Genomic DNA, 21,915 nt, shown 5'->3' on the forward strand with positions numbered 1-21,915 from the left:
CTTCCCCCTGCCCATCTCATGATGAGGTCTTGCGACATGACCGTTATTCAGCGGCTGTTGATGGTGCTGGTGGGACTATTCGTTTGGTTTTCCTCATCTGTCCCGCAGCAAGTCGGTCCCCGCCCGGAGGGTTCCCACTTCGTGGCGACCGGTCAGCTCCTTCGACCAGCAGGAGAGAGCCTGCAGTTCGGGGGCAGACCGGTGGACATGGCTTTGTCCCCCGACAAACGCACACTCTACGTGAAAGATAATCGCGGCATCGTTGTGGTGGACGTGGAGACGTGGAAAATGAGGCAGGAGCTGCTGGTGGGGCGTGGAGGTAGTTCCATGCACGGCATCGCGGTGTCTCCCGATGGCTCGCGGGTGTATTTCAGCGACGCCGGTAGCCTGTTGCGCGAAGTCGTGGTACAACCCGACGGCTCCCTGCAATGGGGCAAAAGCATTGAGATGCCCAGGCCCGACATCGGCGGAGAGAGCTATCCCTGCGGCATTGCACTGAGCACCGACGGCAACACGGCGTATGTGCTTCTGTCGCGCAGCAACAGTCTGGCGGTGGTTGACCTGCGTGAGGGCAAGGTTGTCGCACAGATTCCGGTGGGGGTCGCGCCGTTCGCGGTGCAGGTGTCAGCGGACGGACGTCGCGCCTACGTGTCCAACTGGGGCGGAAGGCATCCGAGGTCGGGCGAGAAGACCGCCACCACTTCGGGCACGCCAGCAGTGGTAGACGCGCGTGGGGTGGCGGCAAGCGGAACCGTGTCAGTGATAGACCTGCAGGCAAAAACGGTGATTGCCGAGATAGAAGTCGGATTGCAATCGAGCGGGATAGCTCTGGATGAGGCGCACAGCAGGCTGTACGTGGCTAATGCCAATTCGGATACAGTGGGCGTGATAGATACCAGCACGTTGCGGGTGGTGGAGACTATCTCTGTGCGACCGGATGCCTCGCTGCCCTTTGGCAGTATGCCCAACGCGCTGGCCTTAACTCCCGATGGAAACACGTTGTTCGTGGCTAACGGAGGCAACAACGCCGTCGCGGTCGTTCGCATCGATCGCCGTCGCAACCGCAGTCGGGTGGAAGGTTTTATTCCCGCGGGCTGGTATCCGGGCGCAGTGGTTACAGACGGTAAGAGGCTGTTCGTGGCAAATATCAAGGGTGTGGGCTCGCGTAATCCGCAGCCGGAGCAGAAGGGTTGGAACGTTTACCGCTTTCTGGGAACGGTTCAGCGCGTCGCCATGCCGAACCGTCAGCAGCTGGCTCAGTATTCGCGGCGGGTGAGGCAAGATGCGCGTGTGCTCCAGATCTTGCGCGCGTGGGAGCGTACGCAGTCCGGCAAAAAACCCGTGCCAGTGCCTGAGAAGGTAGGAGAGCCTTCGGTCTTTGAGCACGTCGTATACATCATCAAAGAGAACCGCACCTACGACCAGGTGTTCGGAGCCATTGGCAAAGGCGACAGTGAGCCGTCACTCTGCATCTTCGGGCGAGAGGTTACTCCTAACCACCACGCGCTGGCGGACCAGTTTGTGCTGCTGGACAACTACTACTGTAATGGCGTCAACTCGGCGGACGGACATGCATGGAGTACCGAGGGCAACGTGACCGCCTACATCGAGCGTTCCTTCGGCGGCTGGACGCGCAGCTATCCCTTTGGCGACGACCCTCTGGCTTATTCGTCCACTGGCTTCATCTGGGACCATGTGCTGGCGGCGGGGCTTTCCTTCCGCAACTACGGCGAGATGGACTACGCGGAGCCGATTCCGCCGGATGCCTCTTTCACCGATATCTATCAGGACTTTGTGAAGGGAACGCGGCGTATCCGCTTTACCCAGAACATCGGTATCGAGAACCTGCGCCGCTATAGCTGCCGCGAATACCCCGGCTGGAACATGCGCATTCCTGATGTGCTGCGAGCAGAGGTGTTCTTGAAAGAACTCAAAGAGTTTGAGCGCAAGGGGTATTTTCCGAACTTGGTCATCATCTACCTCCCACAGGATCACACCTCCGGCACGCAGCCCGGAATGCCAACCCCGCGCGCCCATGTGGCGGATAACGACCTGGCTTTGGGGCGCATTGTGGAAGGCATCAGTAAAAGCAAGTTCTGGGCGAAGACCTGCATCTTTGTCATTGAAGACGACCCGCAGGACGGGTTCGACCATGTGGATGGGCACCGTTCGCTGTGTCTGGTCATCAGTCCTTACACGAAGCGTGGTGCGGTCGTTAGCGAGTTCTATAACCAGAGCTCGGTGCTGCACACCATCTGCCGCATTCTGGGCGTTCCTCCGATGAACCAGATGGTAGCTCTCGCGCCAGTGATGAGCACTTGCTTTACCGAAAAGCCCGATTTCACCCCCTACACGGCTTTACCCAATCGGGTGCCTTTAGATGAACTGAACCCCCCGCTCAGTAGCCTGACCCCCCAACAGCGTCACTGGGCAGAAGCCAGCCTGCGTCTGCCACTGGAGAAGCCCGACCGTGCCGAGGAGGACCTGCTCAACCGGATTCTGTGGCACGCCGTGCGCGGTGTGGATGCGCCATACCCCTCGGAGTTTGCCGGCGCGCACGGGAAGGGGCTCGCCGCGAGAGGACTGGTGCTGACGCCGGAAGAAGAGGACGACTGAGGTGGTGTGCCGGATGTCTCCCCGCTGACCCGGAGCGGAGGAGACGAGACCTCCCTGACGTATAGACTCCCTCGGTCTGGCAAGTCGTGTGGCAGATTTTTCCTGAAAAATTCCAGAAAAACCATCTCAAACCGCTTGACAACCAGAGGCATTTTTGGTATATTTGGATGCAAGGAGCTGGGAGCATGAGCAGACGTGCAAGCCACAAACTGGTCTCGCCCTCCGTCGTGGTGATTGCCAACACGCTGCGCGAGCGCGTGCTGGCAGGCGAATACAGGGACAACGGCTGGCTCCCGACCGAGCGCGAGCTTTCGGAAGAGTTCGGTGTCAGCCGTACCATTGTCCGCCGCGCAATTGAGGAGCTGGAGCGCCAGGGGCTGGTGGTACGCTCTCCCCGGTGCCGCCCTGTCGTTCGGCGCAATTGTGTCGGCTCCACATCCACCGATTCACGACGGGTGACCTTCGGTCTCTGGTTGTGGCCCAGCGCCACGTTTCCCGGCGCATCTGCCATCCTGCGGGGAATCTACAAAACCCTCGATGCCAATCGCTACCGGCTCATCGTGGAAAGCCCGCTGGATACCGATTGGCGTGCAGTGGTGCATAGCGAGGCGCAGTTTCTGGAGCGCGTTACTCGCGACAGGGACGTGGCAGGCGTCATCCTCTGGTATCTTGGCGGCGAGGCGAACCTGCCAGCGCTGCAAAGTGTGCGGGCGGCAGGCATACCTCTGGTATTTTTGGACCGCCGTCCGCCGGAAGGGTTTCCTGCCGACTACGTGGGCGTGGACAACCGGCACGCTGCGATGCAGCTGGTACAGCACCTGATCAGCAAGGGACACCGTCACATTGCCCACATTACTAACGTGGATAACGCCTCCACGGTGTACGAGAGATTGCAGGGTTATCGGGATGCGCTTGTGGAAGCGGGTATTCCGTTCCGCCCGGAACTGGTGCTGACCGACACCGGCAAGTCAGAGGCAGGGTTTCAGGATGTGCATGAGGAACTGGCAGTCCGCTTGCTGGAACTACCCGGGCCGCCTACCGCCGTTTTCTGCGTGCACGACGTGCTGGCACTGCGCTTGATTGACGCACTCCGAGCAAAAGGAGTGCGCGTGCCAGAGGATATGGCTGTCGCCGGGTTTGACGGGCTGGAGCGATGGTTGCCCGGCTCACCGTTCCTCACTACGGCTAACCAGCCGTTTGAGCGCATCGGTGAGTGGGCAGCACAGCTCCTGCTGCAACGGGTGGAGCAGGGTGACCGGGGAGCGTACCAGCACGTTCTGCTTGAGGCTCTTGTCCACGTTCATGCCTCCACGCGCTACACGCGCCGTGAGGCAGAATCTCATCTTCATTCAAGGAGGGAAACACCATGAAACGACACGCTTTTACTCTGATCGAGCTGCTGGTGGTCATCGCGATTATCGCGATTCTGGCAGCCATCCTGTTCCCCGTCTTCGCTCAAGCACGGGAAAAGGCTCGTCAGGCAAGCTGCACCAGCAACCTGAAGCAGATTGGTCTCGCCATGCGCATGTACATGGACGACTATGACCAGACGGTCGTGCCGGGTTACCGTTACCTGGACGATGGGCTGACCCAGATCCTGTGGTACATCGACCTGCTTGACCCCTATGTGAAGAACGCAGGCATCTGGAAATGCCCCAGCCGGGTGAATTACACCGAGTGGAACCGTGCTCACCTGCCCCCGGGAGAGGGACCGAACCGCCAGAGACTGTACTGGTCATACTCCTTCAATAATACGTGGAACTGCTGTGGCATTCCGGGCGACCGTCCTGAGGCGCAGAACTTCACGGGCGACCCGCTGGGACGGTACATTCCCTATCCGCAGGAAGCCGCCTTTGCCGAGCCCGCTAAGCTGCTGACCATCATGGACGGCTGCACGATGCAGATATGGGCAGCGGCGTATCCCGCGCCGTTCCTCGGTGCGGATACCTGGCACGGCTTTGACTATCTCGCAGGTGGCGAGCGGCAGAGCTCGGCATGGGGCACCTGCAAGGCGTCGGTGCGCATCGCGCACAACGGCATGTTCAACGTGCTGTTCATGGACGGGCACGTGAAGTCGCTCAGGGAGACGACGTTTGACATGTGGAACGCTCGTCCGGGGAATACCTACACCTGGGTCATGCGTTAATCGAAACCGCACGCGGGTGCATCCGCGGATGCACCCGCACTCAACAGGAGGTAAACTGCTGTGAAAAAAGAGGTCGGATGGCCCGTAGTCATTGCGGTGGTGGTGATTGTGCTGGCAGTGGTGGCGTACTTCTATTACAGCAAGACCGCCACGCCACCGCCGACAGAAGCAAGCGTTTTTGGGGCAGACGCACCTGGTGGGGGCGCGGGTCCAGGTATGACACCCGACGTGATGCCGCAGGCGCCCCAACAAGCCCCGACGGCTCCCCGATAGACGGTTTTTTTCTCGGCTTCGCCATCAGGGTAAAGCCGCGGCAAGATCCCGGTGGACATCAGGCTCCTTTCCGCAAGTCCACCGGGCTTTTTACCAGCTGACTTAAAGAGTTCGCCTGAGTTTAAGTTATTGTTTCCAGTACCTCTTCTGTCTCTAATGGAGTCCAAGCGAAGATCGATGGGTAGCGCAGGAAGTCGCCCTTGTTAAAAGTGAGCAGGTGACGAATGCCAAGCAATTCCATCACTGCAACTAAGCGCGCATCCCAGACCTGCTTTCCACGCACCTGGTGACGATGGACAAGCGACAGCCACTGCTGCAAAATGCCCGGTGGTTCCTCTAAGAACTCGTGGATGTTCAGGAAGTGCTCGATGTCACCAATAGCTGTTTGAGGGGATAAACCCAGGCCGCCGCGCGCTTCGGCAGGGCGTGTTGCCACCGACCAGTATTCTATGAGTGATTGGGTCGTTATACACACACTACATTGCGACTGCCACAGCCGCCGGACGCAGGAAATCGTTAACGAATGATAGGGGTCACCGGTGTCGCGCTCGCGAACGAGGACACTGGTGTCCAAAAGGATGACTGGCATGGAAGTTAATCCTCATAAATGACTTCTCGCCGCAACTCTTCGTCGGTTAGCGAGCGGCGGGTGGGGTGTGCCCGGAAGTACTCGATCGCTGCTTCCAGCTGCCGTATCCTAGGTTCGGGGGGGATTTCAGTGATAATCAGGCGTACCTGCTGCCCCGCTCGTAGATTCAGCGGGTGGCGCGGTACCAGTACGCGACCGTCGTATTCTGCTTCGACCGAAATCACCGACATCAGAGATCACCCTCTCCATTATACCACGTTTCCTCGCGTCACCTTTTGTGTGGCACTGGAGGCAGCAGCTGCTTCAGTCGATAGATTTCGTCACGAATCTCTGCGGCACGCTCGAACTCCAGCGCCTTTGCTGCCGCCTTCATCTCTTTCTCCAGCTCAGCGATGACGGTGTGGATGTCCTCTGGCGTGGCGTTCTCGGGCAGGGAGGGGCGCACCGTATATTCGGCTCGCTTCTCCGCCACCTTTTCCGCCCGCACCACCTCCCGCACCGCTTTGACAATGGTCTGCGGGGTGATACCGTGCTTCTCGTTGTACTCCATCTGCACACGGCGGCGACGGTTGGTCTCATCAATCGCGCGTTGCATCGAGCGGGTGATGTTATCGGCATACAGGATGACCTGTCCGTTCACGTTGCGCGCCGCGCGCCCTATCGTCTGAATCAGTGAGGTTTCGGAGCGCAGGAAACCCTCCTTGTCCGCGTCCAGAATGGCTACCAGCGACACCTCTGGCAGGTCTAACCCCTCGCGCAGCAGGTTGATGCCGACCACCACGTCGAACACGCCCAGACGCAAATCGCGCAGAATCTCCGCCCGCTCGATGGTCTGCACGTCCGAGTGCAGGTACTGAACGCGGATACCCAGCTCCTCCAGATAGGCGGTGAGGTCTTCCGCCATCTTCTTGGTCAGCGTAGTCACCAGCGTGCGCTCGCCCCGCTCCACGCGCTGTCGAATCTGCTCGACCAGGTCGTCGATCTGCCCCTTAGTCGGCTTGACGATGACTTCCGGATCCACCAGACCCGTCGGGCGGATGAGCTGCTCTACAATCTGCTGGCTATGTTCGCGCTCGTAGGGACCCGGCGTGGCGGAGACGAAAATGACCTGCTTCCAGAGTTTCTCCAGCTCCTCGAACTTCAGAGGGCGGTTGTCCAGCGCGGAGGGCAAGCGGAAACCATACTCCACCAGCGTCTCCTTGCGCTGGCGGTCACCGTTGTACATGCCGTGCAACTGCGGGATGGTCTGGTGGGACTCGTCGATGAACACCAGATAGTCTTCCGGGAAGTAGTCCAGCAAGGTATGCGGTCGCTCGCGGGGTTGGCGTCCGTCGAAGTAGCGGGAGTAGTTCTCGATGCCCGAGCAGTAGCCCAGCTCGCGCATCATCTCGATGTCAAACTCGGTGCGCTGCCGCAGGCGTTGCGCTTCCAGCAATTTGCCTGCGGCTTCGAAGCGCGCGCACTGCTCTTCCATCTCCCGCCGTATCTGCTCGATGATACTCTCCAGTCGGTCCCATGGGGTGACGTAGTGCGTGGCGGGGAAGATGCTCACGCTGTTGCGCGATTGCAGCACCTCGCCCGTCAGCGGATCGACAAGGGTGATTTTCTCTACCTCATCCCCGAAGAACTCCACGCGGGTGAGGATATCTTCATCCGCAGGCAGGATTTCCAGCACATCGCCCCGCACGCGGAAGGAACCCCGCTCCGTGAGGAAATCGTTGAAGTTGAATTGCATCCTTACCAGCTGGCGACGAATCTCTTCCAAATCGTACGCCCTGCCCCGATGCAGCACCAGCACCTGTTGTTTATACTCTTCAGGGGAACCCAATCCGTAGATACACGACACACTGGCAACCACAATCACGTCGCGTCGTTCCAGCACCGCCTGCGTGGCGGCGTGGCGGAGACGGTCTATCTCGTCATTGATGGAGGCGTCCTTCTCGATATAGGTATCGGTTTGCGGAATGTATGCTTCGGGCTGATAGTAATCGTAGTAGGAAACAAAGTATTCCACCGCGTTTTCGGGAAAGAACTCGCGAAACTCCTGCGTCAGCTGGGCGGCGAGAGTCTTGTTATGCGCGATGACCAGCGTGGGGCGATTGAGGTGTGCGATGACCGATGCCATCGTGAAGGTCTTTCCGCTGCCCGTCACGCCCAGCAGGGTCTGGTAGCGGTAGCCCTTCAGCACGCCCTCCACCAGCTTCTCGATAGCCTGCGGCTGGTCGCCTTTGGGGGTGTAGTTCGGGTTTAGTTTGAAGGTATCCATGTGCCTCGCCTCCTCGATAGGCAGTATACCTGAGGGAGACAACAGGGGGCAAGGGAGGGGTGATGAATCTTCAACTCATAGAGGGCGAGTCCTCATGGAGACGTTAGATATGCGTCCGTAGAGGGGAGCAGGCAGAGACGGTTTTTTCTCAAAAAATGTAGTGCATATTCTTGCTTTTTTTTTCGACGTGGTAGAATATACATGAGTGGTAGATTATTGTGGGAGCATTCGCAATACCCTGAAGGAGACATGACATGCCTCCACAATCGTCATCCCAATCCATAAGGGGCAGCGCGACGAAGCCCCATCCCTGGCGACTGCACGCCCTCTTGATTATACTGCTTTGGCTGATTACGCTCTGGCTATGGCTCTTACCCAGAGACCCTGACACTATCCGCTTGGTGCGCAGGTACTACCAGCAACGTATTCGGCAGGAACGCGTGCACGCTTTGCGAGCACGGTTACCGCGTGATCCACCTCTGGGCAGCAAGATGGTGTCAGTTCCATTAAGCAACAGTACGGTTCTACTGATTATCACAAGTAAGCTGGATAAGTGTCAGCTAAACGCGCTGGATTCATGGCATGATTTTTCTAAAAGCACTGGCATACGTGTAGCACTGGTTTACATAGGGAGCAAGGCAGTGGTAGAACACTACGCTAAAGGGAACCCCTCGTTGCGAAGCCGTCTGTTGAGCGCGCAGGATGTAGGGGTTACCGGCAAATGGAACGTGGTGTTCACCCCTCGTGCATATCTCCTGCGTCGGGATGGTACGTTAGCGTGGTTACAAAAAGAGACAGGTGTATTATACCCGGCTCGCCTAGAGCGTATTCTGCAGGAAGGAGGTATCATCCATGAGACGTATGGCGTTCACTCTAATTGAGATCCTGGTGGTCATCGCCATTATTGTCGTGCTTGTAGGTATCATCTGGACGGCGATGGCACCCGCGCGTGAGCGAGCACGGCAAACCCGGTGCATGAGCAACCTGCATCAGATTGGGCGCGCCCTGCAGATGTACCGGCAGGACTGGGGCGGACAGGAAGCACAGGAAGGGGAGCGGATACCATACTGGAAGTTAGGCTTGCCTCCGACGCCAATCCCTGTTGACTCTTCTGGGCCGAGATACCTGTTGGGCACGCGGGATATCTGGTGGTGTCCGAACGCTCCAGCCATGCGAGCGACAACCGATTACTCGCACATGCATTTTGTTGCGCCAGAGGATTCCGTAGATTTCTATACAGCCTTGCTTCATCGCGGCGAGGAAGCAGTGTATGTAATGTGCGAACGACATTCACCTTCGCGACAATACGCCAGCAGTTTAACTCGATTGCTGGTCTTACGCTTGAACGGACAGGTACAATTACTGAAGATGACCACGAGGGAGTGGCTAGATAGCGGGTGGAACTTGTAAGCACTGAGAGAGGGGAGGTTTTCGCCATGAGACCACGCCAAATCATGTTGGCGATTGCGTACGCTCTAAGCGTCATACCACTCTTGGCGGTTGGCGGGAGCGTAGCTTCCAACCTTCGCCCAACGGGCATATGCAGCGATACTTTCGAGGAAAATTGCACCTGCGGATTGCTCCAATGGTGCTGCAACCCGGGGAGTTGGCGTGACTGCTGCGGGCAAATTGTAGACAACGGACCCTGTTGTCAATGCCGATGCCGCACGTGGCAATGCTGCCCCTCTGGCGGCAGTGACCGAGAGGTAACTGCGTGTTCGGAAGACTCTGCAACATGTGAGCCTCGTCTCGGGCGCTGTAAGTAGAACACAAGCTAACAGGCGGTGTCGTGGTGACGAATCGGTCACGTAGTAAAGCCAAACGCTGGCGCCTCTTCTCGTACGCTGCTGTTGCTATCGCGCTGGCAACAATGGGGTGGTGGTTCATCGTGCGGCTGCGCACTGGCGAAGCTCATCAGGTTGCTCATACCTTCTTGAACGCCATTCGCCAGGAAGACGCCGCCGCTATGCTGCAGATATGCCACCCAGAGGAAGTGGAAGCGCTTTCTCTTCGTAGAGAGGAGATATTGCCGACACTGCACACTCTCCGACTATGGTTCTTCGGAAATAGCACTCGCACTTCCATCGCCAGAGTCTCTAAGGGCAAGCGCGATTGGCTGGTGGTGCTGGTGCGCGAAGAGGTGAACGGCAAACGAACGCATTACGATTTCATCATCTATAACACCCCATCTGGCTACAAAGTTCGGTGGACAAATACCGTGCTGGGATTTGCCGTTAGGGCAGTCAGAGAGGAACTGCGCCCTAAGTATCCAGCGCTTGCCTCTGCCCCCCTTACTCGGGGCACTCTATTGCGTCAGATGGTGGAAGAAAGAGCCATACAGTGGGGTATTCGTCGGGTGTGGAAACTAACCGGTGAGATTGATACTCTCCCTTCGCCTCCTTATTAAAAGAGCTTATCTGGTTTAGTCACTCTCTTGCAAGTAGTTTTCTACCAGAGGACGAAGAGCCTCCAGAAACCGCTCGGCTTGTTGGGTCGCTTCTTCGGCGTCCTCACTGCTGAGGAAACTGATGTCCGAGTAGTCTGCACTCATGCGGTCGTCCAGCCTGCGAGTAAACAATTTGCCCATCTCTTGTGGAAGTCGCCCTGTTCGGATGAAGTATAGCCCCAGCATGGTACGCACACCTTCATGGGTTCGGGGTTCTGATCCCTCGGTGAGCAGCAGGGCGCGAGCCGCCCAGAGAGTAGCGTCATACGCCACCGACACGGCTTCCTCGTAGAATCCCTGCTGGTGCAGCAAGCGTGCTGCTTCTAGTCGCTCTTCTCCTTTGTCCCAGAAAGTTCGAACGCGCTGCCGTAAGATTGGCTCCACAAGAGATAACCCTCCTGCTCTGCATCCCGCAACACCCGCTCACCGCGACTGCGAGCCACTTCGTACTGCTCTCGGGTGCGTATTAGCAACGAGATGGCGCGGATGGTCTCCAGCTCCACCTCCTGCACCGCTCGGTACAGCTCGTCTATGGTCTGCCCATCCTTTTCTGTCAACACCACTAGCAGGTCGTAGTCCGAGTCAGGTCGGTGGTCTCCACGCGCCCGCGAGCCGTAGAGCACGATCATTTCCGGCGGGCGGGGCAATCGTCGCACCTTCTCGATAAACAACCTCAGGGCGCGGTCTCGTTGCAATCCGGGCGGAAGTGAGCGGGTGTTCATGATTCCATTGTACCACGCGTCTGCTTTGTATGCTATCCGCGGTCCCGCAGGATTCGATAGCGACGACAGGTAATTTGATGATGGAGAAGTGCAATCCTCTAGACGCGAGACAACGTGTGGCAGGAGCAGCAGCGTGAAATCCATCGAGGGAACCTTTTTGCAGTTTCAGGTTGGGATGCGTGAGGTAAGCCCGGCGCAGTGGGCGCGGGAGCTGGACGCCATGCGCGCCGCGAAGATGCATACGATTATCCTGCAGTGGACGCAGGCAGACAGCAAAAACCTGTTCGAACCGCCCGACCCATTCCCAACGCTGATGGACCTTGCCCATCAGCGTGGCATGAAGGTTATTTTCGGCTTGAGGCATGATAACCGCTGGTGGCGTGAATGGGGCAATGCTGAGTACCTGCGCGAAGAGGCGAAAGAGAGCGTTACGCTGGCGCGGGAAGTGCACCGTCGCTACGGCAAACATTCTGCGTTTGCAGGCTTTTACATTCCCTACGAGCTGTGGGACGGCTCGTTTACGGAGGCGCAGGTGGAGAATTTGCGCGAATTACTCCGCCGTATCGGCAGTGCATGTCGGCAGATTGCGCCGGGCAAGCCGGTGCTTCTTGCGCCCTTCTTTGCAGGGTTGCTCTCGCCAGAGCGATTCGAGCAGATGTGGCTGAAGTTGTTAGAGGGCAGACCGGTAGACGTAATTGCTCTGCAGGACGGTGTGGGAGCGCGCGGCTGGGATGACCAGATGGAGGAGCGCGTCACACCGTACTTCGCAGCGATGCAGAGAGCGTGTCGTCAGCGGGGCGTGAAACTGTGGTGTGACCTCGAATGCTTTCGTCTGACAAATGCGAACCCCTCTCGCCCCCAATTTGCTCCCGCCTCGGCAGAGCGTGTGATACGGCAGCTCCGGGTGGTTTCTCCTTACGTGGAGCGGGTGGTCATCTTTGATTTCTACCATTATATGAGCCCCTACCGCGGCGAGGCACACAAGGCGCTGTATGAAGGGTATCTGGAGGCGATGGGCAAGGGGTAGCCTGCGTTTCCATGTGCGCCTGGAGGGCGAGCCTCCTGGTTATCGAAAAACCTTGCAAACGGCTCAGCGAGAGCCTCGCCCTCCAAGCGGTTACCTCACTTTCACCATCTGTTCCGTCTGCTGAACGAGCGGCAGGAGTTTGGCGTCGATATCCGACTCGTCCGTTCCCACATCCGCTTTAAAGAGGAACCAGTGTTCCACATGCTCAACGGAGCCTCCAGCGGGTATCTTGCCCAGAGGTCCCAGCGTCTCCATCTCCAGCATATCTGCGTTGGTAAAGGTCTCTGTATTGCAGCCATAGTCAGGATAAGTGGCGCTAGGGTCATAGCCATAGCGTTTCAGAAACACTTCGCCGTTCAGCACGTAAGCCGCCCAGCCCTGCTTGTTGAGCATTCCCACTTTCTGTTTGCCTTTATCGTCTTTGGGAACGGTTGGGTCCTGCTTGAGCTGGATGTAGCGGGTGCCCCATATCCAGCGCGGGTCACGCATGTCCGTGTAGTGCCACAATACCAGCGCGCGGGCGGGCAGTAGATACTCTGAGTGGGGGATGTACGGCTCCTGAGGAAAGATGGCTCGTCCGCCCGGAGCCATTACGGTCAGGCACCAGGGGGCAGCTTCGATATCCCACAGGTTCTTGTTGATGAGTCGGTGTACCAATTTCAGGTGGTTGCTGTCTGGCGACAGGGTAATCTCCATCTGCTTCTGGATGCCTGTCGAGGGTTCGACCGGTTGAGTCAGAGTCAGGGTTTTGCCGTCCCAGGTATACTGCACCGGGTCGTTGTCCGGGGCGTAGGTCCGGGGCATCTGCTCGGGAGCGTGCCACAGCCTGTGTCCGCCGTACGGACGCCACTCGCTGCCGCCCGTTTTGCCGAGTTCTTCTTTCACTTCGTGGAACAGGTTCTGCCCACCGACGAAACCACACCGGATGACGCGAGGTCCCACATCGGTCGTGACGATAATTTCGATCTGTCCGTTGCTCAGGCGTATGCAGTTTTGCCAGCCTCCGTAGCGGACTTTCTCCTGAAATTGCAGTTGCCCTGCGGACGCTGCAGAGAGCAGAGCAGGGATAAACAGCCCCGCCGTTCGCCATGACATGGCGATGACACCTCCTTCTGTCCAGCTTTCTCTTCGCAGGCACATTCGCGTTGGGGAGAAGGGGTTCCTGCCCGGGAAGGGTCTGGTTCGGGTCTGCATGTGCATCACACCGGTTGCTTTGATCCTTTGCATCTGCTACAATAACACGGCTGCTACTTGTTGGCTGGAGGCTGGTCATGCGGCGGTATACCGGTTGGGTCGTGGGAATATGTCTGGTGCTGGCAGTGGGACGGGCGTATGCAGCGCCGGAGCTGCGTGCTTTCTGGGTGGATACCTGGCACGCGGCACTGCGCACGCCAGCGGAGGCCGACGCCCTGATACAGGCAGCGCGCACTGCGAAGGCAAACGCCCTGTTTGTGGAGGTGCGTAAACGCGGGGATGCTTACTACCTCTCGCACTACGAGCCTACCGCCAGCGATGTGTCGGGCGGTTTTGACCCTCTGGCGTATTTGATACAGCGGGCACACCACGAGACGCCGCGCCTTGAGGTGCACGCCTGGCTCGTGATGCTGCCGGTGTGGAACTCCACAACGCCTCCATCCAATCCGACTCACCCTTATAACCGTTTCCCGCAGTGGCTCACGCTGAATGATAGCGGCGCAAGCTATGACGGCAGTAACTACAGCTTGGACCCCGGCAATCCGGAAGCGGCAGACTTCCTGTACCGCGTCGCGCTGGACGTGTTGAGGCACTACGACGTGGACGGTATTCACTTCGACTATATCCGCTTCGCGGGCAACCGCTGGGGATACAACCCGGTGAGCGTCAGCCGATTCAACGCTGTTTACGGACGCACAGGGCAACCTGCATACAACGACAGTAACTGGTCGCAGTGGAGACGGGACCAGGTCACACAGCTGGTGCGCCGAATCTACGCCTCGGCGGTCGCCATCAAGCCCTGGTGTAAGGTGACCGCTGCAACGATTACGTGGGGCAACGGTCCCACCAGCGAATCAGCGTGGTTCTCTACCTCGGCATACAGTTCGGTGTTTCAAGACTGGCGGGCGTGGACGGAAGAGGGTATTCTGGACATCGCTATTCCCATGTGCTATTACAACCACTCCAACTCCACCTACCGCACCTACTTCAATAACTGGATCACGTGGGCGAGGAATCACCGTTATAACCGCTCGGTGGCGATTGGGCTGGGGGCATACCTCAATACTCTCTCGAACACCCTCACTCAGATCAATCTGGTGCGCACGCCCACAACGCAGGGGGGATATTCGGATGGAATTGTCTTCTACTCGTACGCAGCGCCAAACGTGGACAGCTCCGGTAACATCCAGTGGTATAACCCGGCTGCCTATACCACCTTTGGCAACTACTTCGGGCAGTGGGAGCCCGTTCCCGACCTGCCGTGGAAGACCAATCCGACAACGGGTATCGTCATGGGGGTTGCTCTGAGGGGTTCGAACCTGCAGCCTCTGGACCGCGCCACGGTGACCCTTTTCCGCAGCGGCTTCTCGCGCTCGCTATTCACCGATGGCAACGGTGCATTTGCTTTTGTGGATGTGCCTCCGGGCACCTACACGCTGCGCGTCAGTGCATCGGGTTTGACGCCTGTCAACAGGACGGTCACCGTGTCCGCAGGCAGCGTATGGCGCGAGACGGTGCTGGCGGGCAGTTCAGGGGGTAATGTGTGGCCCATGGCTGACCTGCTTCGGCAGAGCGATGGGCAGATGGTGCTATTACAGGATGTGCGTGTCGCCGCTGGCAACGACAGGCTGGGGGGAGCAATCTATGTGGAAGACGGTCAGTCGCCTGTCGCCATTCGAGTGAATACGAACCCGGCAGTGCCGTGGATCGAGGGTGACCGTCTGGTGATTCTGGGCACGCTGTCCACGCAGGGCAGCGAGCGCGTGATTGTACCCTCAGTGATACGGCTGGTGGGGGTAGAACTGCCCTCACAGCGTTCGCTACAACTGCAGGTGGACTGGCAGCAATGGCTGGGTAACAGCGTGCCGATACAGATAGACGTGTTACGTGCTAACGGTACACTGGTCAGGCAATATACTCTCACACCCGACGGCTCAGGTGTTGTGACTTTGCCCAGAGATAGCGCAATCGCACCGGGGTGGTATGATGTGCGTGTGAAAAGCTCGCACTGGTTGTCCAGAAGGCTCAGAGGCGTTTTTCTCCCCTCCACGGGAAGCGCGGAAGTTTCGCTCATCAACGGCGACGTGGACGGCGATAACGAGATAACCCTGCATGACTTTGGGCGGATAGTGCAGGCTTTTGGTACGGTTCGGGGCGACGCCCTGTGGAACGCCGACGCCGATCTGGACGGCGATGGCGAGGTGACCCTTTTCGACTTCGGTATTCTGGTGAGCAATTTCGGCTTGAGCGGGGAGTGAAATGCGCCAGAGGCTGTATCTGTGGCTGCGCAAGGCGTGGGCGGTCTTCAGCATCTATTTTCAGGACTCGCTGGCATATCGCGCGCAGGCGGTGATCTGGATCCTCACCGATGTCGTGCCTGCGATGGTGATGCCGCTGGTTTGGCTGTCCGCGTATGGAGGGCGGTCACACATCGGCGGGTACGCTCCGGGCGAGATGGTGCTGTATTACCTCTGCATGGTCACGTTTACCAACTTCGTGGTCACGCACCAGATGTGGGATGTGGCGACGGAGATTAAGGAGGGACAGTTCTCGGTTTACCTGGTACGCCCCTTCAGCTACTTCCAGACCAACCTTATCCGCAATCTGGCGTGGCGGGTGTTCCGCCTCGTGGTGTTTGTGCCAATGCTTGCACTGGCTGTCTGGATTTACGCCCCGCACCTCACGCAGGCGCGGTTTGAATGGGGCCCGACCTTCTGGCTATCGCTGGTGATGGGGCATCTGGTATCGTTCATGCTGGCATACGCCCTGGGGTTGCTGGCGCTGTTCTTTCAGGAAGTGTTCAGCGTGTACAACGTCTACTATATCCCGATGCTGTTCCTGTCGGGACAGTTAGTGCCTATCGGGGTCTTTCCGGAATGGTTGCAGGCTTTGAGCCGTTATTTGCCCTTCCAGTACACCGTTGCCCTGCCCACGGAGGTCTTCATGGGAAGGGTGCCGGAGTCTATAGCGTGGCAGGCGATTGGGATACAGGTGGCATGGACGGTGTCGCTGTATCTGCTGGCGAAGGTGTTCTGGCGGAAGGGTCTGCTATACTATACAGGGGTGGGGATGTGAGGTGCGTCGCTACTGGCGGCTGTACAAAGTGTTCTGGCGCAACGGCTTCCGGCGCGAGCTGGAGTTCCGGGCGAACTTCTGGGCGAAGGTCATCACCAACTTTGCATGGTTGTTCTTCTTCATCGCGCTGGTGGAGGTTATCTACGCGCGCACCGATGCCGTTGCCGGCTGGAACCGCAACGACGCCTTCCTGCTGGTAGCGACCTGTTACTGGATGAGCTCCATCGCCAGCATCACCTTCTTCCGCAACCTGTGGATGCTGCCCAGCCTGATACGACTGGGCACGTTTGACTTCGTGCTCGTGAAGCCCGTTTCCAGCCTGTTCTGGACATCCTTTCGCTTCGTGAACATGGATGAGATAGGCACCCTCATCGGTTCCTTCGCCATGCTGGGTTACGCGGTATCACGGATGCGTCCGCTGCCCGACCTGACACAGGTAGTGGAGTATTTTGTGCTCTGTTTCAGCGGGTTAACCATGTACTACTCGTTCTACCTGCTGGCGATGACGCTCTCCTTCTGGCTCGTGCGGGTGGACAACCTCTCCGCGCTGGTGGACACCATCCTGTATATGGCGCGTTTCCCAACGGACATCTTTCGTGGTGTGTTGCAACGCATATTGACCTTCATCATCCCGCTGGCGTTCATCGCTACAATACCCTCCAAAGCGATGCTGGGCAGGATGGAGTGGTGGTTATTGCCGGTGGGAGTAGGGCTGGCGATGTTTTTCCTCGCCTGCGCGATAGCTTTCTGGCGATTTGCCACGCGGCACTACACCAGCGCGAGCAGCTGAGGGAATCCCATGCGTGCCTCACAGTTACCATTTGCCACTCTACGGGAAGTGCCTGCAGATGCCAGCAGTGTGCATGAGCGATTGTTGCGTCGGGCGGGGTTTGTGCGCAAGGCGGAAGCGGGAGTATATGTTTTCCTGCCACTGGGGGCTTATGTGCTTCGTCGCGCTGTCACGCTTTTGGAAGAGCAGTGCGCAGCCGCAGGGTTCCATCCGGTGATAACGCCCCTTACGGAGGCAGTGCAGGCAGTGCTCGAATCTGCCCGCCCTCAGGTCCGTTCGTGGCGCTCTCTGCCGCTGCAATGGTATACGATGAATCAGGTGCGCCTCGAGGATGTGGAACCGCGCGGCGGCTTGCTGGAGGCTCGGGAGAGACTACTTTTCAGGATGTGGCGTTTCGACGCGGATGCGTCGTCAACAACGTACACTCTGAGACGGATAACACACACTCTGGCATGGTCTTGCAGACAGATGGGAGCGGAAGTGCTTGCGGGCGAGAGCGATGGATGGTGCTTGCTGGTTGTGGCAGAGGGCGGCGAAGATGCGCTTCTACAGTGTTCCTCGTGCAAAGCCGCTGGTGTCCCAGACTGTTTCCCTTTGTCTCCTTTGGGAGAGAAACCACCGCCATACGATGCTGTGCCCCCTGCTGAAATCGTCCGCACGCCCGGCTTGCGTACGGTGGAGGAGGTTGCCCGGTTCCTCCAAGTGCCACCATCCAAACTGGTAAAGACATTGCTACTGGACGTGGATGGAAAGGCGGTAGCCGCGCTGGTGCGGGGTGACCACGAACTGAGCCTGCGTAAGGTGCAAAGGGCGTTGGGTGCGAAAGAGGTGCAGATGATGTCGCCGGAGCGGGTGGAGGAGGTGAGCCATGCTCCTGTCGGCTTCGCGGGACCGGTTGGGCTCGAGAGGGTAAGACTGATCGCCGACCACGCGGTGCGCCAGATGCAGGATTTTGTGGTGGGAGCGAATCTGGCGGACGCGCATCGCATCCACATCTGCTGGGGGCGCGACTTCGCAACGCCATCGTGGCTGGACCTGCGAACCGCTTCCGCTGGCGACCAGTGCGCCCACTGTGGTGGCGAGCTGGTTCTGAGGCGGGGTATTTTTGTAGGGGAGGTACGTTTGTGGCGCGATGAGCATGGGCTGGTGTATGATGATGCTCAGGGGGTGCAGCAACCGGTGCAGGTCATCCTGGGCGAACTGAACCTCACGCGCCTGATAGCGGCTCTGGTGGAGGCAAACCACGATAGCGATGGCATGGTGTGGCATCCGCGCATCGCGCCTTTGGACGCCATCATCCTGCTGTTGAATCCTTCCGAAGAGTCGCATCGCGAGTTAGCGGAGAGGATATCGCTGTCTCTTGAGGAACGCGGCATCGATGTCCTGCTGGATGACCGCGATGAACGCGCCGGAGTGAAGTTCAAAGACGCCGACCTGGTCGGCATACCCCTTCAGGTGGTGGTGGGGCGTTCGGCGTCGGAGGGGTTGGTGGAGGTGCGCCTGCGCCGCGATAGACAGCCCCATCAGGTCGCCGTAGAGGATGTAGCCATTGTGGTGGAAGAGCTGCTGTACCGCGAGATGGAGGTGGCATGAGCAGACAGCCTGCAGTATTGACGGTCACTCTCAACGCAGCGGTAGACAAGACTTATCGCGTCGAGGGTTTTTGTCTGGACCGGGTGTTCCGCGTCGAGTCGGGCAGAGTGGTCGCCGGTGGGAAGGGCATCAACGTGGCGCGGGTGTTGCACACGCTGGGCGTGCCGGTCATGGCGACTGGCTTCCTCGGCGGACACAACGGCGCGTTCATTCTGGACAGCCTGAAGCAGGAGGGCATCCCTGGCGACTTCGTGTGGACGCAAGGGGAGAGCCGCGTGTGTTTGGCAGTCATTGACCCTATCCACGGAACGCAGACCGAGCTGAACGAGATTGGACCCGAAATCCATCCCGAGGAGGTCACGGCACTGGAAGAAAAGCTGAGGCAGCTGTTGCGCCAGTTCGACTACGTCACCCTGTCTGGCAGCGCACCTCCTGGAGTGCCCGACGACTTTCACGCACGGGTCATCCGCATGGGACGCGGAGCGGGGGTCAGAGTGGTGCTGGACAGCAGCGGCTCGTTGCTCCGACACGGAGTGGAAGCTATCCCGTGGATGGTGAAGCCCAATCGCGCGGAACTCGCTGCTGTGTTCGGGTCTGAGCCGACAGGGTGGGATGATGCGCTGGAGATGGCTCGTCGGCTCCGCCAGAAAGGCATTGAGATTGTGGTGGTAACTCTGGGCAAGCAAGGGGCAATCTGGGTCAGCCCACAGGGAGAGTGGTTCGCGCAACCGCCCGAGGTAGAGTTCGTGAGCGCGGTCGGCTCTGGTGACTCGATGCTCGGGGCGATGTTGTATGCGGTCATTCAGGGCATGTCGGCTCCCGATGTGCTTCGCTGGGGGGTGGCGGCCGGCGCGGCTAACGCCGCCGTATTCGGAGCGGGTTTCTGTACGCGGGAGCAGATTGAGGCGTTAGTGCCCAAAGTGCGGTGTGAACGCCCCTCCGGCAGGCTTTCCGCTTAACGATGGCGAAACAGCCACCGGATATGAGCAAGGAAATGACCACAACCCTCCCCAAGTGGCAGTTGCAGGTGGTGCAGGTCGGGCAATCGATTGCTACCACCATGATCCTGTACGGTCAACCCTTCTACGCCCGGCGAGCGCTGGAATGGAGCCCTGCTACCATCGCTATGGCGCAGATCGGGATCGGTCTTCTCACGGCAATCGGGTCGGTGCTGGGGGGCAGGCTCATCGAACGGCGCGGCTGTCGCACCTCGATGAATCTGGGGCTGGTCGGACTGATTGCTGGTTCTCTGGCAGGCTGTGTCCTCCCGGAGGGCTGGAACATGGTAACAGCGATCGTGCTGGTCGCGGCATTTCAGGGGTTTGTCTGGCCTGCCATTGAAGCTGCCATCACACGCGGCGAGCCACAACACCGTGTTCAGCACCTGGTCGGAATGTATAACCTCGGTTGGTCGGGAGGGAGCGGCTTTGCGTTCTTCATCACCACCCCGCTCATGAGCGCCTTCGGGTTGCGGGCGATGTTTGCTCTGCCGCTCATGCTCTACCTGTTTAATCTCTTCCTGTTATGGAAAGTGCTGCCCGATTACGACAGCGTGCCCGACGAACACCATACCGTCGTAGACTCCGAAGGCGTGGAGCTGACGCCGCAGCAACGCCATGCCTTCCGCCTGCTGGGCTGGCTGGCGAACCCCATGGCATACGTCGCCATCAACGTCATCGTCACCTACAATCCGATGGTGGCACAGCGTATCGGTGTCAGTTTCGCCACCGCCAGCAGCTGGTTCAGCCTGTGGTTCTATGTGCGCATGTTTGCCTTCGAGCTGCTGCGTCGCTGGAGCGGCTGGCACTATCGCCCCAACCTGCTGTTTGCGGCGTTCGGCATGGCGATGCTGGGCTTTGCGGGCATGATGTTTGCCCCTTCGCTGGCGGTGCATCTGCTGTCGCAAATCGTCTTCGGGCTGAGCATCGGGTTGCTATACCAGTCTTCGCTGTTCTACTCGATGGCGGGCAGCGAGGAGAAAGGCACGCACGGCGGTTTCCATGAATCGTTCATCGGGCTGGGACTGGCGACAGGGGCGAGTTTAGCGTTTGTTGGCGACCGTATCGCGCCGCAGCATCCTGCGCTGTCGGTGTTGCTGGTGTGGGGGCTGATGGGGGTGTGTCTTGCGGTGATGTGGCGTATCGCGCGTGGGATGTCTTCTTCAAAGCCTTCTTGAGCTAGTTGCCGCGCAAGCAGGAATCTTGTGCATCACCGCGAATCCCTCAACATCCATCGAACACCCGAAGGGAGGCTAGAATCATGGCGTTCAAGTATGACCTGGCACGCTTCATCCCGTTTCGCGATGTGGAGGTGTGTGCCCGTGTGCGCGCTATCCCGCGTGAACGAATCACTGAACACCCGAATCCCGACTTCAAGATTCGCGTCATCGACGACCACGCCGAGTTTTACGCGGCGTTCGCCACCGACATCGTGACCCGCATCAAGCAGGCGCTGGACGAGGGCAGGCAGTTTGTGGGCATCTTTCCCGTGGGACCCATGCCGCAGTACCCCATCGCTGCCGAGATGATTAACCGCCTGCGCATCCCGATGCACCACGTGCATACTTTCAACATGGACGAGTACGCCGACCAGGACGGCAACACCGCCCCGCGCGATTGGGGAGGTTCCTTCCAGCGGGCGATGTGGGAGAGCTTCTTCCTGCGCATCGATCCCGAGCTGCGCCCACCGGAGAAACAAATCCATTTCCCCACCACCGACGTCATCAAGGACTACAGCAAGATGATTGCCGACATGGGTGGGGCGGACGTGTGCTACGGCGGCATCGGCTGGTGCGGACATATCGCCTTCTGGGAGGCGCATCTCGGCGATGAGTTCGGCGATGACCTGGAGGCGTATAAACAGGCGGGCGCGCGGCTGGTGGAACTGCACCCGATGACCATCATGCAGAACGCCCTGCACTCCTTTGGCGGTGACTGGTCGTGGGTACCGCCCAAAGCCAACACTATCGGTCCGGCAGATATTCTGGGCGCGAAGCACCGCAGCTTCTGGCTGGACGGCGACCTGGGCGGAGGGGTCTCGTGGCAGAGGTTTATCGCGCGGCTGGTGGCGCATGGTCCCGTGAACACGTACGTACCCGGCAGCATCCTGCAGACCGCCCGCACCGACTACACCCTGCTGGGGGGCGTGGCGGACAACGTGGAAATCCACATGAGCTGAA

Annotated in this window: 20 protein-coding genes; 14 read left to right on the forward strand and 6 right to left on the reverse strand. The window is 58.9% G+C overall.

All coding sequences use genetic code 11. From position 1 onward, the window contains the following. Positions 1 to 21 precede the first annotated feature (21 nt). From K6U75_08960 to K6U75_08975, 4 genes are all read left to right on the forward strand, one after another. A complete protein-coding gene (locus K6U75_08960) occupies positions 22 to 2,616 on the forward strand; it encodes a beta-propeller fold lactonase family protein (protein ID MCL6475165.1) in 2,595 nt (864 codons plus the stop codon). Positions 2,617 to 2,801: 185 nt separating this feature from the next. Beyond that, positions 2,802 to 3,986 carry a GntR family transcriptional regulator gene (locus K6U75_08965; protein MCL6475166.1) on the forward strand — a complete coding sequence of 395 codons (1,185 nt, stop codon included), beginning with the start codon at positions 2,802 to 2,804 and terminating at the stop codon, positions 3,984 to 3,986. Next, positions 3,983 to 4,762, forward strand: a complete 780-nt coding sequence (locus tag K6U75_08970) for a DUF1559 domain-containing protein (GenBank protein MCL6475167.1) — start codon at positions 3,983 to 3,985, stop codon at positions 4,760 to 4,762. The genes K6U75_08965 and K6U75_08970 overlap by 4 nt, the downstream gene beginning before the upstream one ends. 60 nt (positions 4,763 to 4,822) lie before the next feature. Continuing rightward, entirely contained in the window at positions 4,823 to 5,035 is a 213-nt protein-coding gene (locus tag K6U75_08975; protein MCL6475168.1) for a hypothetical protein, read from the forward strand. A 121-nt stretch (positions 5,036 to 5,156) separates the two neighbouring features. On the opposite strand, the gene K6U75_08980 is transcribed toward K6U75_08975, so the two are convergent. The 3 genes from K6U75_08980 to uvrB are packed head-to-tail and all read right to left on the reverse strand — an operon-like array spanning position 5,157 to position 7,890. Continuing rightward, entirely contained in the window at positions 5,157 to 5,624 is a 468-nt protein-coding gene (locus tag K6U75_08980; GenBank protein ID MCL6475169.1) for a type II toxin-antitoxin system VapC family toxin, read from the reverse strand. A 5-nt stretch (positions 5,625 to 5,629) separates the two neighbouring features. Beyond that, a complete protein-coding gene (locus tag K6U75_08985; GenBank protein MCL6475170.1) occupies positions 5,630 to 5,854 on the reverse strand; it encodes a hypothetical protein in 225 nt (74 codons plus the stop codon). Between the two features lie 38 nt (positions 5,855 to 5,892). Further along, positions 5,893 to 7,890 (reverse strand): excinuclease ABC subunit UvrB, encoded by a 1,998-nt coding sequence (gene uvrB, locus K6U75_08990; protein MCL6475171.1) that lies wholly within the window; start codon positions 7,888 to 7,890, stop codon positions 5,893 to 5,895. An 852-nt stretch (positions 7,891 to 8,742) separates the two neighbouring features. On the opposite strand from uvrB, the gene K6U75_08995 reads away from it, so the two are divergent. Together K6U75_08995 and K6U75_09000 are read left to right on the forward strand one after the other, a co-directional pair. Next, the gene (locus tag K6U75_08995; GenBank protein MCL6475172.1) at positions 8,743 to 9,300 is read left to right on the forward strand and encodes a DUF1559 domain-containing protein; all 558 of its coding nucleotides are present in this window, start codon (positions 8,743 to 8,745) and stop codon (positions 9,298 to 9,300) included. Between the two features lie 382 nt (positions 9,301 to 9,682). After that, complete coding sequence (locus tag K6U75_09000) at positions 9,683 to 10,297, forward strand: hypothetical protein (protein MCL6475173.1); 615 nt, start codon at positions 9,683 to 9,685, stop codon at positions 10,295 to 10,297. A 15-nt stretch (positions 10,298 to 10,312) separates the two neighbouring features. Here the strand turns inward: K6U75_09000 and K6U75_09005 are convergent, their stop codons facing one another. Both K6U75_09005 and K6U75_09010 read right to left on the reverse strand, forming a co-directional pair. Further along, a complete protein-coding gene (locus K6U75_09005) occupies positions 10,313 to 10,720 on the reverse strand; it encodes a HEPN domain-containing protein (GenBank protein MCL6475174.1) in 408 nt (135 codons plus the stop codon). After that, positions 10,660 to 11,058: a nucleotidyltransferase domain-containing protein gene (locus K6U75_09010; GenBank protein MCL6475175.1), complete on the reverse strand. Its 399-nt coding sequence runs from the start codon at positions 11,056 to 11,058 to the stop codon at positions 10,660 to 10,662. The genes K6U75_09005 and K6U75_09010 overlap by 61 nt, the downstream gene beginning before the upstream one ends. A gap of 133 nt (positions 11,059 to 11,191) precedes the next feature. On the opposite strand from K6U75_09010, the gene K6U75_09015 reads away from it, so the two are divergent. Then, positions 11,192 to 12,085, forward strand: coding sequence for a DUF4434 domain-containing protein (locus K6U75_09015; protein MCL6475176.1), 894 nt, complete (start codon positions 11,192 to 11,194; stop codon positions 12,083 to 12,085). 90 nt (positions 12,086 to 12,175) lie between these two features. Here K6U75_09015 and K6U75_09020 read toward each other — a convergent pair whose 3' ends face one another. Further along, entirely contained in the window at positions 12,176 to 13,117 is a 942-nt protein-coding gene (locus tag K6U75_09020; protein MCL6475177.1) for a DUF4380 domain-containing protein, read from the reverse strand. Between the two features lie 239 nt (positions 13,118 to 13,356). Between K6U75_09020 and K6U75_09025 the strand changes: the two genes are divergently transcribed. The 7 genes from K6U75_09025 to K6U75_09055 all read left to right on the forward strand — a co-directional run bounded on the left by K6U75_09025 (position 13,357) and on the right by K6U75_09055 (position 21,914). Then, positions 13,357 to 15,537 (forward strand): family 10 glycosylhydrolase, encoded by a 2,181-nt coding sequence (locus tag K6U75_09025; protein MCL6475178.1) that lies wholly within the window; start codon positions 13,357 to 13,359, stop codon positions 15,535 to 15,537. 1 nt (position 15,538) lies between these two features. After that, entirely contained in the window at positions 15,539 to 16,354 is an 816-nt protein-coding gene (locus tag K6U75_09030) for an ABC-2 family transporter protein (protein MCL6475179.1), read from the forward strand. 1 nt (position 16,355) lies between these two features. Beyond that, positions 16,356 to 17,144 (forward strand): ABC-2 family transporter protein, encoded by a 789-nt coding sequence (locus K6U75_09035; protein MCL6475180.1) that lies wholly within the window; start codon positions 16,356 to 16,358, stop codon positions 17,142 to 17,144. A gap of 9 nt (positions 17,145 to 17,153) precedes the next feature. Beyond that, on the forward strand, positions 17,154 to 18,737 hold the full coding sequence (locus K6U75_09040; protein ID MCL6475181.1) for a hypothetical protein: 1,584 nt from the start codon (positions 17,154 to 17,156) through the stop codon (positions 18,735 to 18,737). Then, positions 18,734 to 19,696: a 1-phosphofructokinase gene (pfkB, locus tag K6U75_09045; protein MCL6475182.1), complete on the forward strand. Its 963-nt coding sequence runs from the start codon at positions 18,734 to 18,736 to the stop codon at positions 19,694 to 19,696. The genes K6U75_09040 and pfkB overlap by 4 nt, the downstream gene beginning before the upstream one ends. A gap of 2 nt (positions 19,697 to 19,698) precedes the next feature. Continuing rightward, positions 19,699 to 20,913 carry an MFS transporter gene (locus K6U75_09050; GenBank protein ID MCL6475183.1) on the forward strand — a complete coding sequence of 405 codons (1,215 nt, stop codon included), beginning with the start codon at positions 19,699 to 19,701 and terminating at the stop codon, positions 20,911 to 20,913. Positions 20,914 to 20,996: 83 nt separating this feature from the next. After that, complete coding sequence (locus K6U75_09055) at positions 20,997 to 21,914, forward strand: hypothetical protein (protein ID MCL6475184.1); 918 nt, start codon at positions 20,997 to 20,999, stop codon at positions 21,912 to 21,914. The last annotated feature ends 1 nt before the right edge of the window (position 21,915 follow it).

The organism is Bacillota bacterium, assembly GCA_023511455.1.
Lineage (GTDB): Bacteria > Armatimonadota > HRBIN16 > HRBIN16 > HRBIN16 > HRBIN16.

What these genes read in the sequence shown, in the direction of transcription:
- K6U75_09025 (MCL6475178.1), top strand. Translation starts at nt 13,357, where the DNA reads ATGCGGCGGTATACCGGTTGGGTCGTGGGAATATGTCTGGTGCTGGCA.
- K6U75_08980 (MCL6475169.1), bottom strand. Translation starts at nt 5,624, where the DNA reads ATGCCAGTCATCCTTTTGGACACCAGTGTCCTCGTTCGCGAGCGCGAC.
- K6U75_09030 (MCL6475179.1), top strand. Translation starts at nt 15,539, where the DNA reads ATGCGCCAGAGGCTGTATCTGTGGCTGCGCAAGGCGTGGGCGGTCTTC.
- pfkB (MCL6475182.1), top strand. Translation starts at nt 18,734, where the DNA reads ATGAGCAGACAGCCTGCAGTATTGACGGTCACTCTCAACGCAGCGGTA.
- K6U75_09010 (MCL6475175.1), bottom strand. Translation starts at nt 11,058, where the DNA reads ATGAACACCCGCTCACTTCCGCCCGGATTGCAACGAGACCGCGCCCTG.
- K6U75_08985 (MCL6475170.1), bottom strand. Translation starts at nt 5,854, where the DNA reads ATGTCGGTGATTTCGGTCGAAGCAGAATACGACGGTCGCGTACTGGTA.
- K6U75_08995 (MCL6475172.1), top strand. Translation starts at nt 8,743, where the DNA reads ATGAGACGTATGGCGTTCACTCTAATTGAGATCCTGGTGGTCATCGCC.
- K6U75_08965 (MCL6475166.1), top strand. Translation starts at nt 2,802, where the DNA reads ATGAGCAGACGTGCAAGCCACAAACTGGTCTCGCCCTCCGTCGTGGTG.
- K6U75_08960 (MCL6475165.1), top strand. Translation starts at nt 22, where the DNA reads ATGAGGTCTTGCGACATGACCGTTATTCAGCGGCTGTTGATGGTGCTG.
- K6U75_08970 (MCL6475167.1), top strand. Translation starts at nt 3,983, where the DNA reads ATGAAACGACACGCTTTTACTCTGATCGAGCTGCTGGTGGTCATCGCG.
- K6U75_09055 (MCL6475184.1), top strand. Translation starts at nt 20,997, where the DNA reads ATGGCGTTCAAGTATGACCTGGCACGCTTCATCCCGTTTCGCGATGTG.
- K6U75_09040 (MCL6475181.1), top strand. Translation starts at nt 17,154, where the DNA reads ATGCGTGCCTCACAGTTACCATTTGCCACTCTACGGGAAGTGCCTGCA.
- uvrB (MCL6475171.1), bottom strand. Translation starts at nt 7,890, where the DNA reads ATGGATACCTTCAAACTAAACCCGAACTACACCCCCAAAGGCGACCAG.
- K6U75_09050 (MCL6475183.1), top strand. Translation starts at nt 19,699, where the DNA reads ATGGCGAAACAGCCACCGGATATGAGCAAGGAAATGACCACAACCCTC.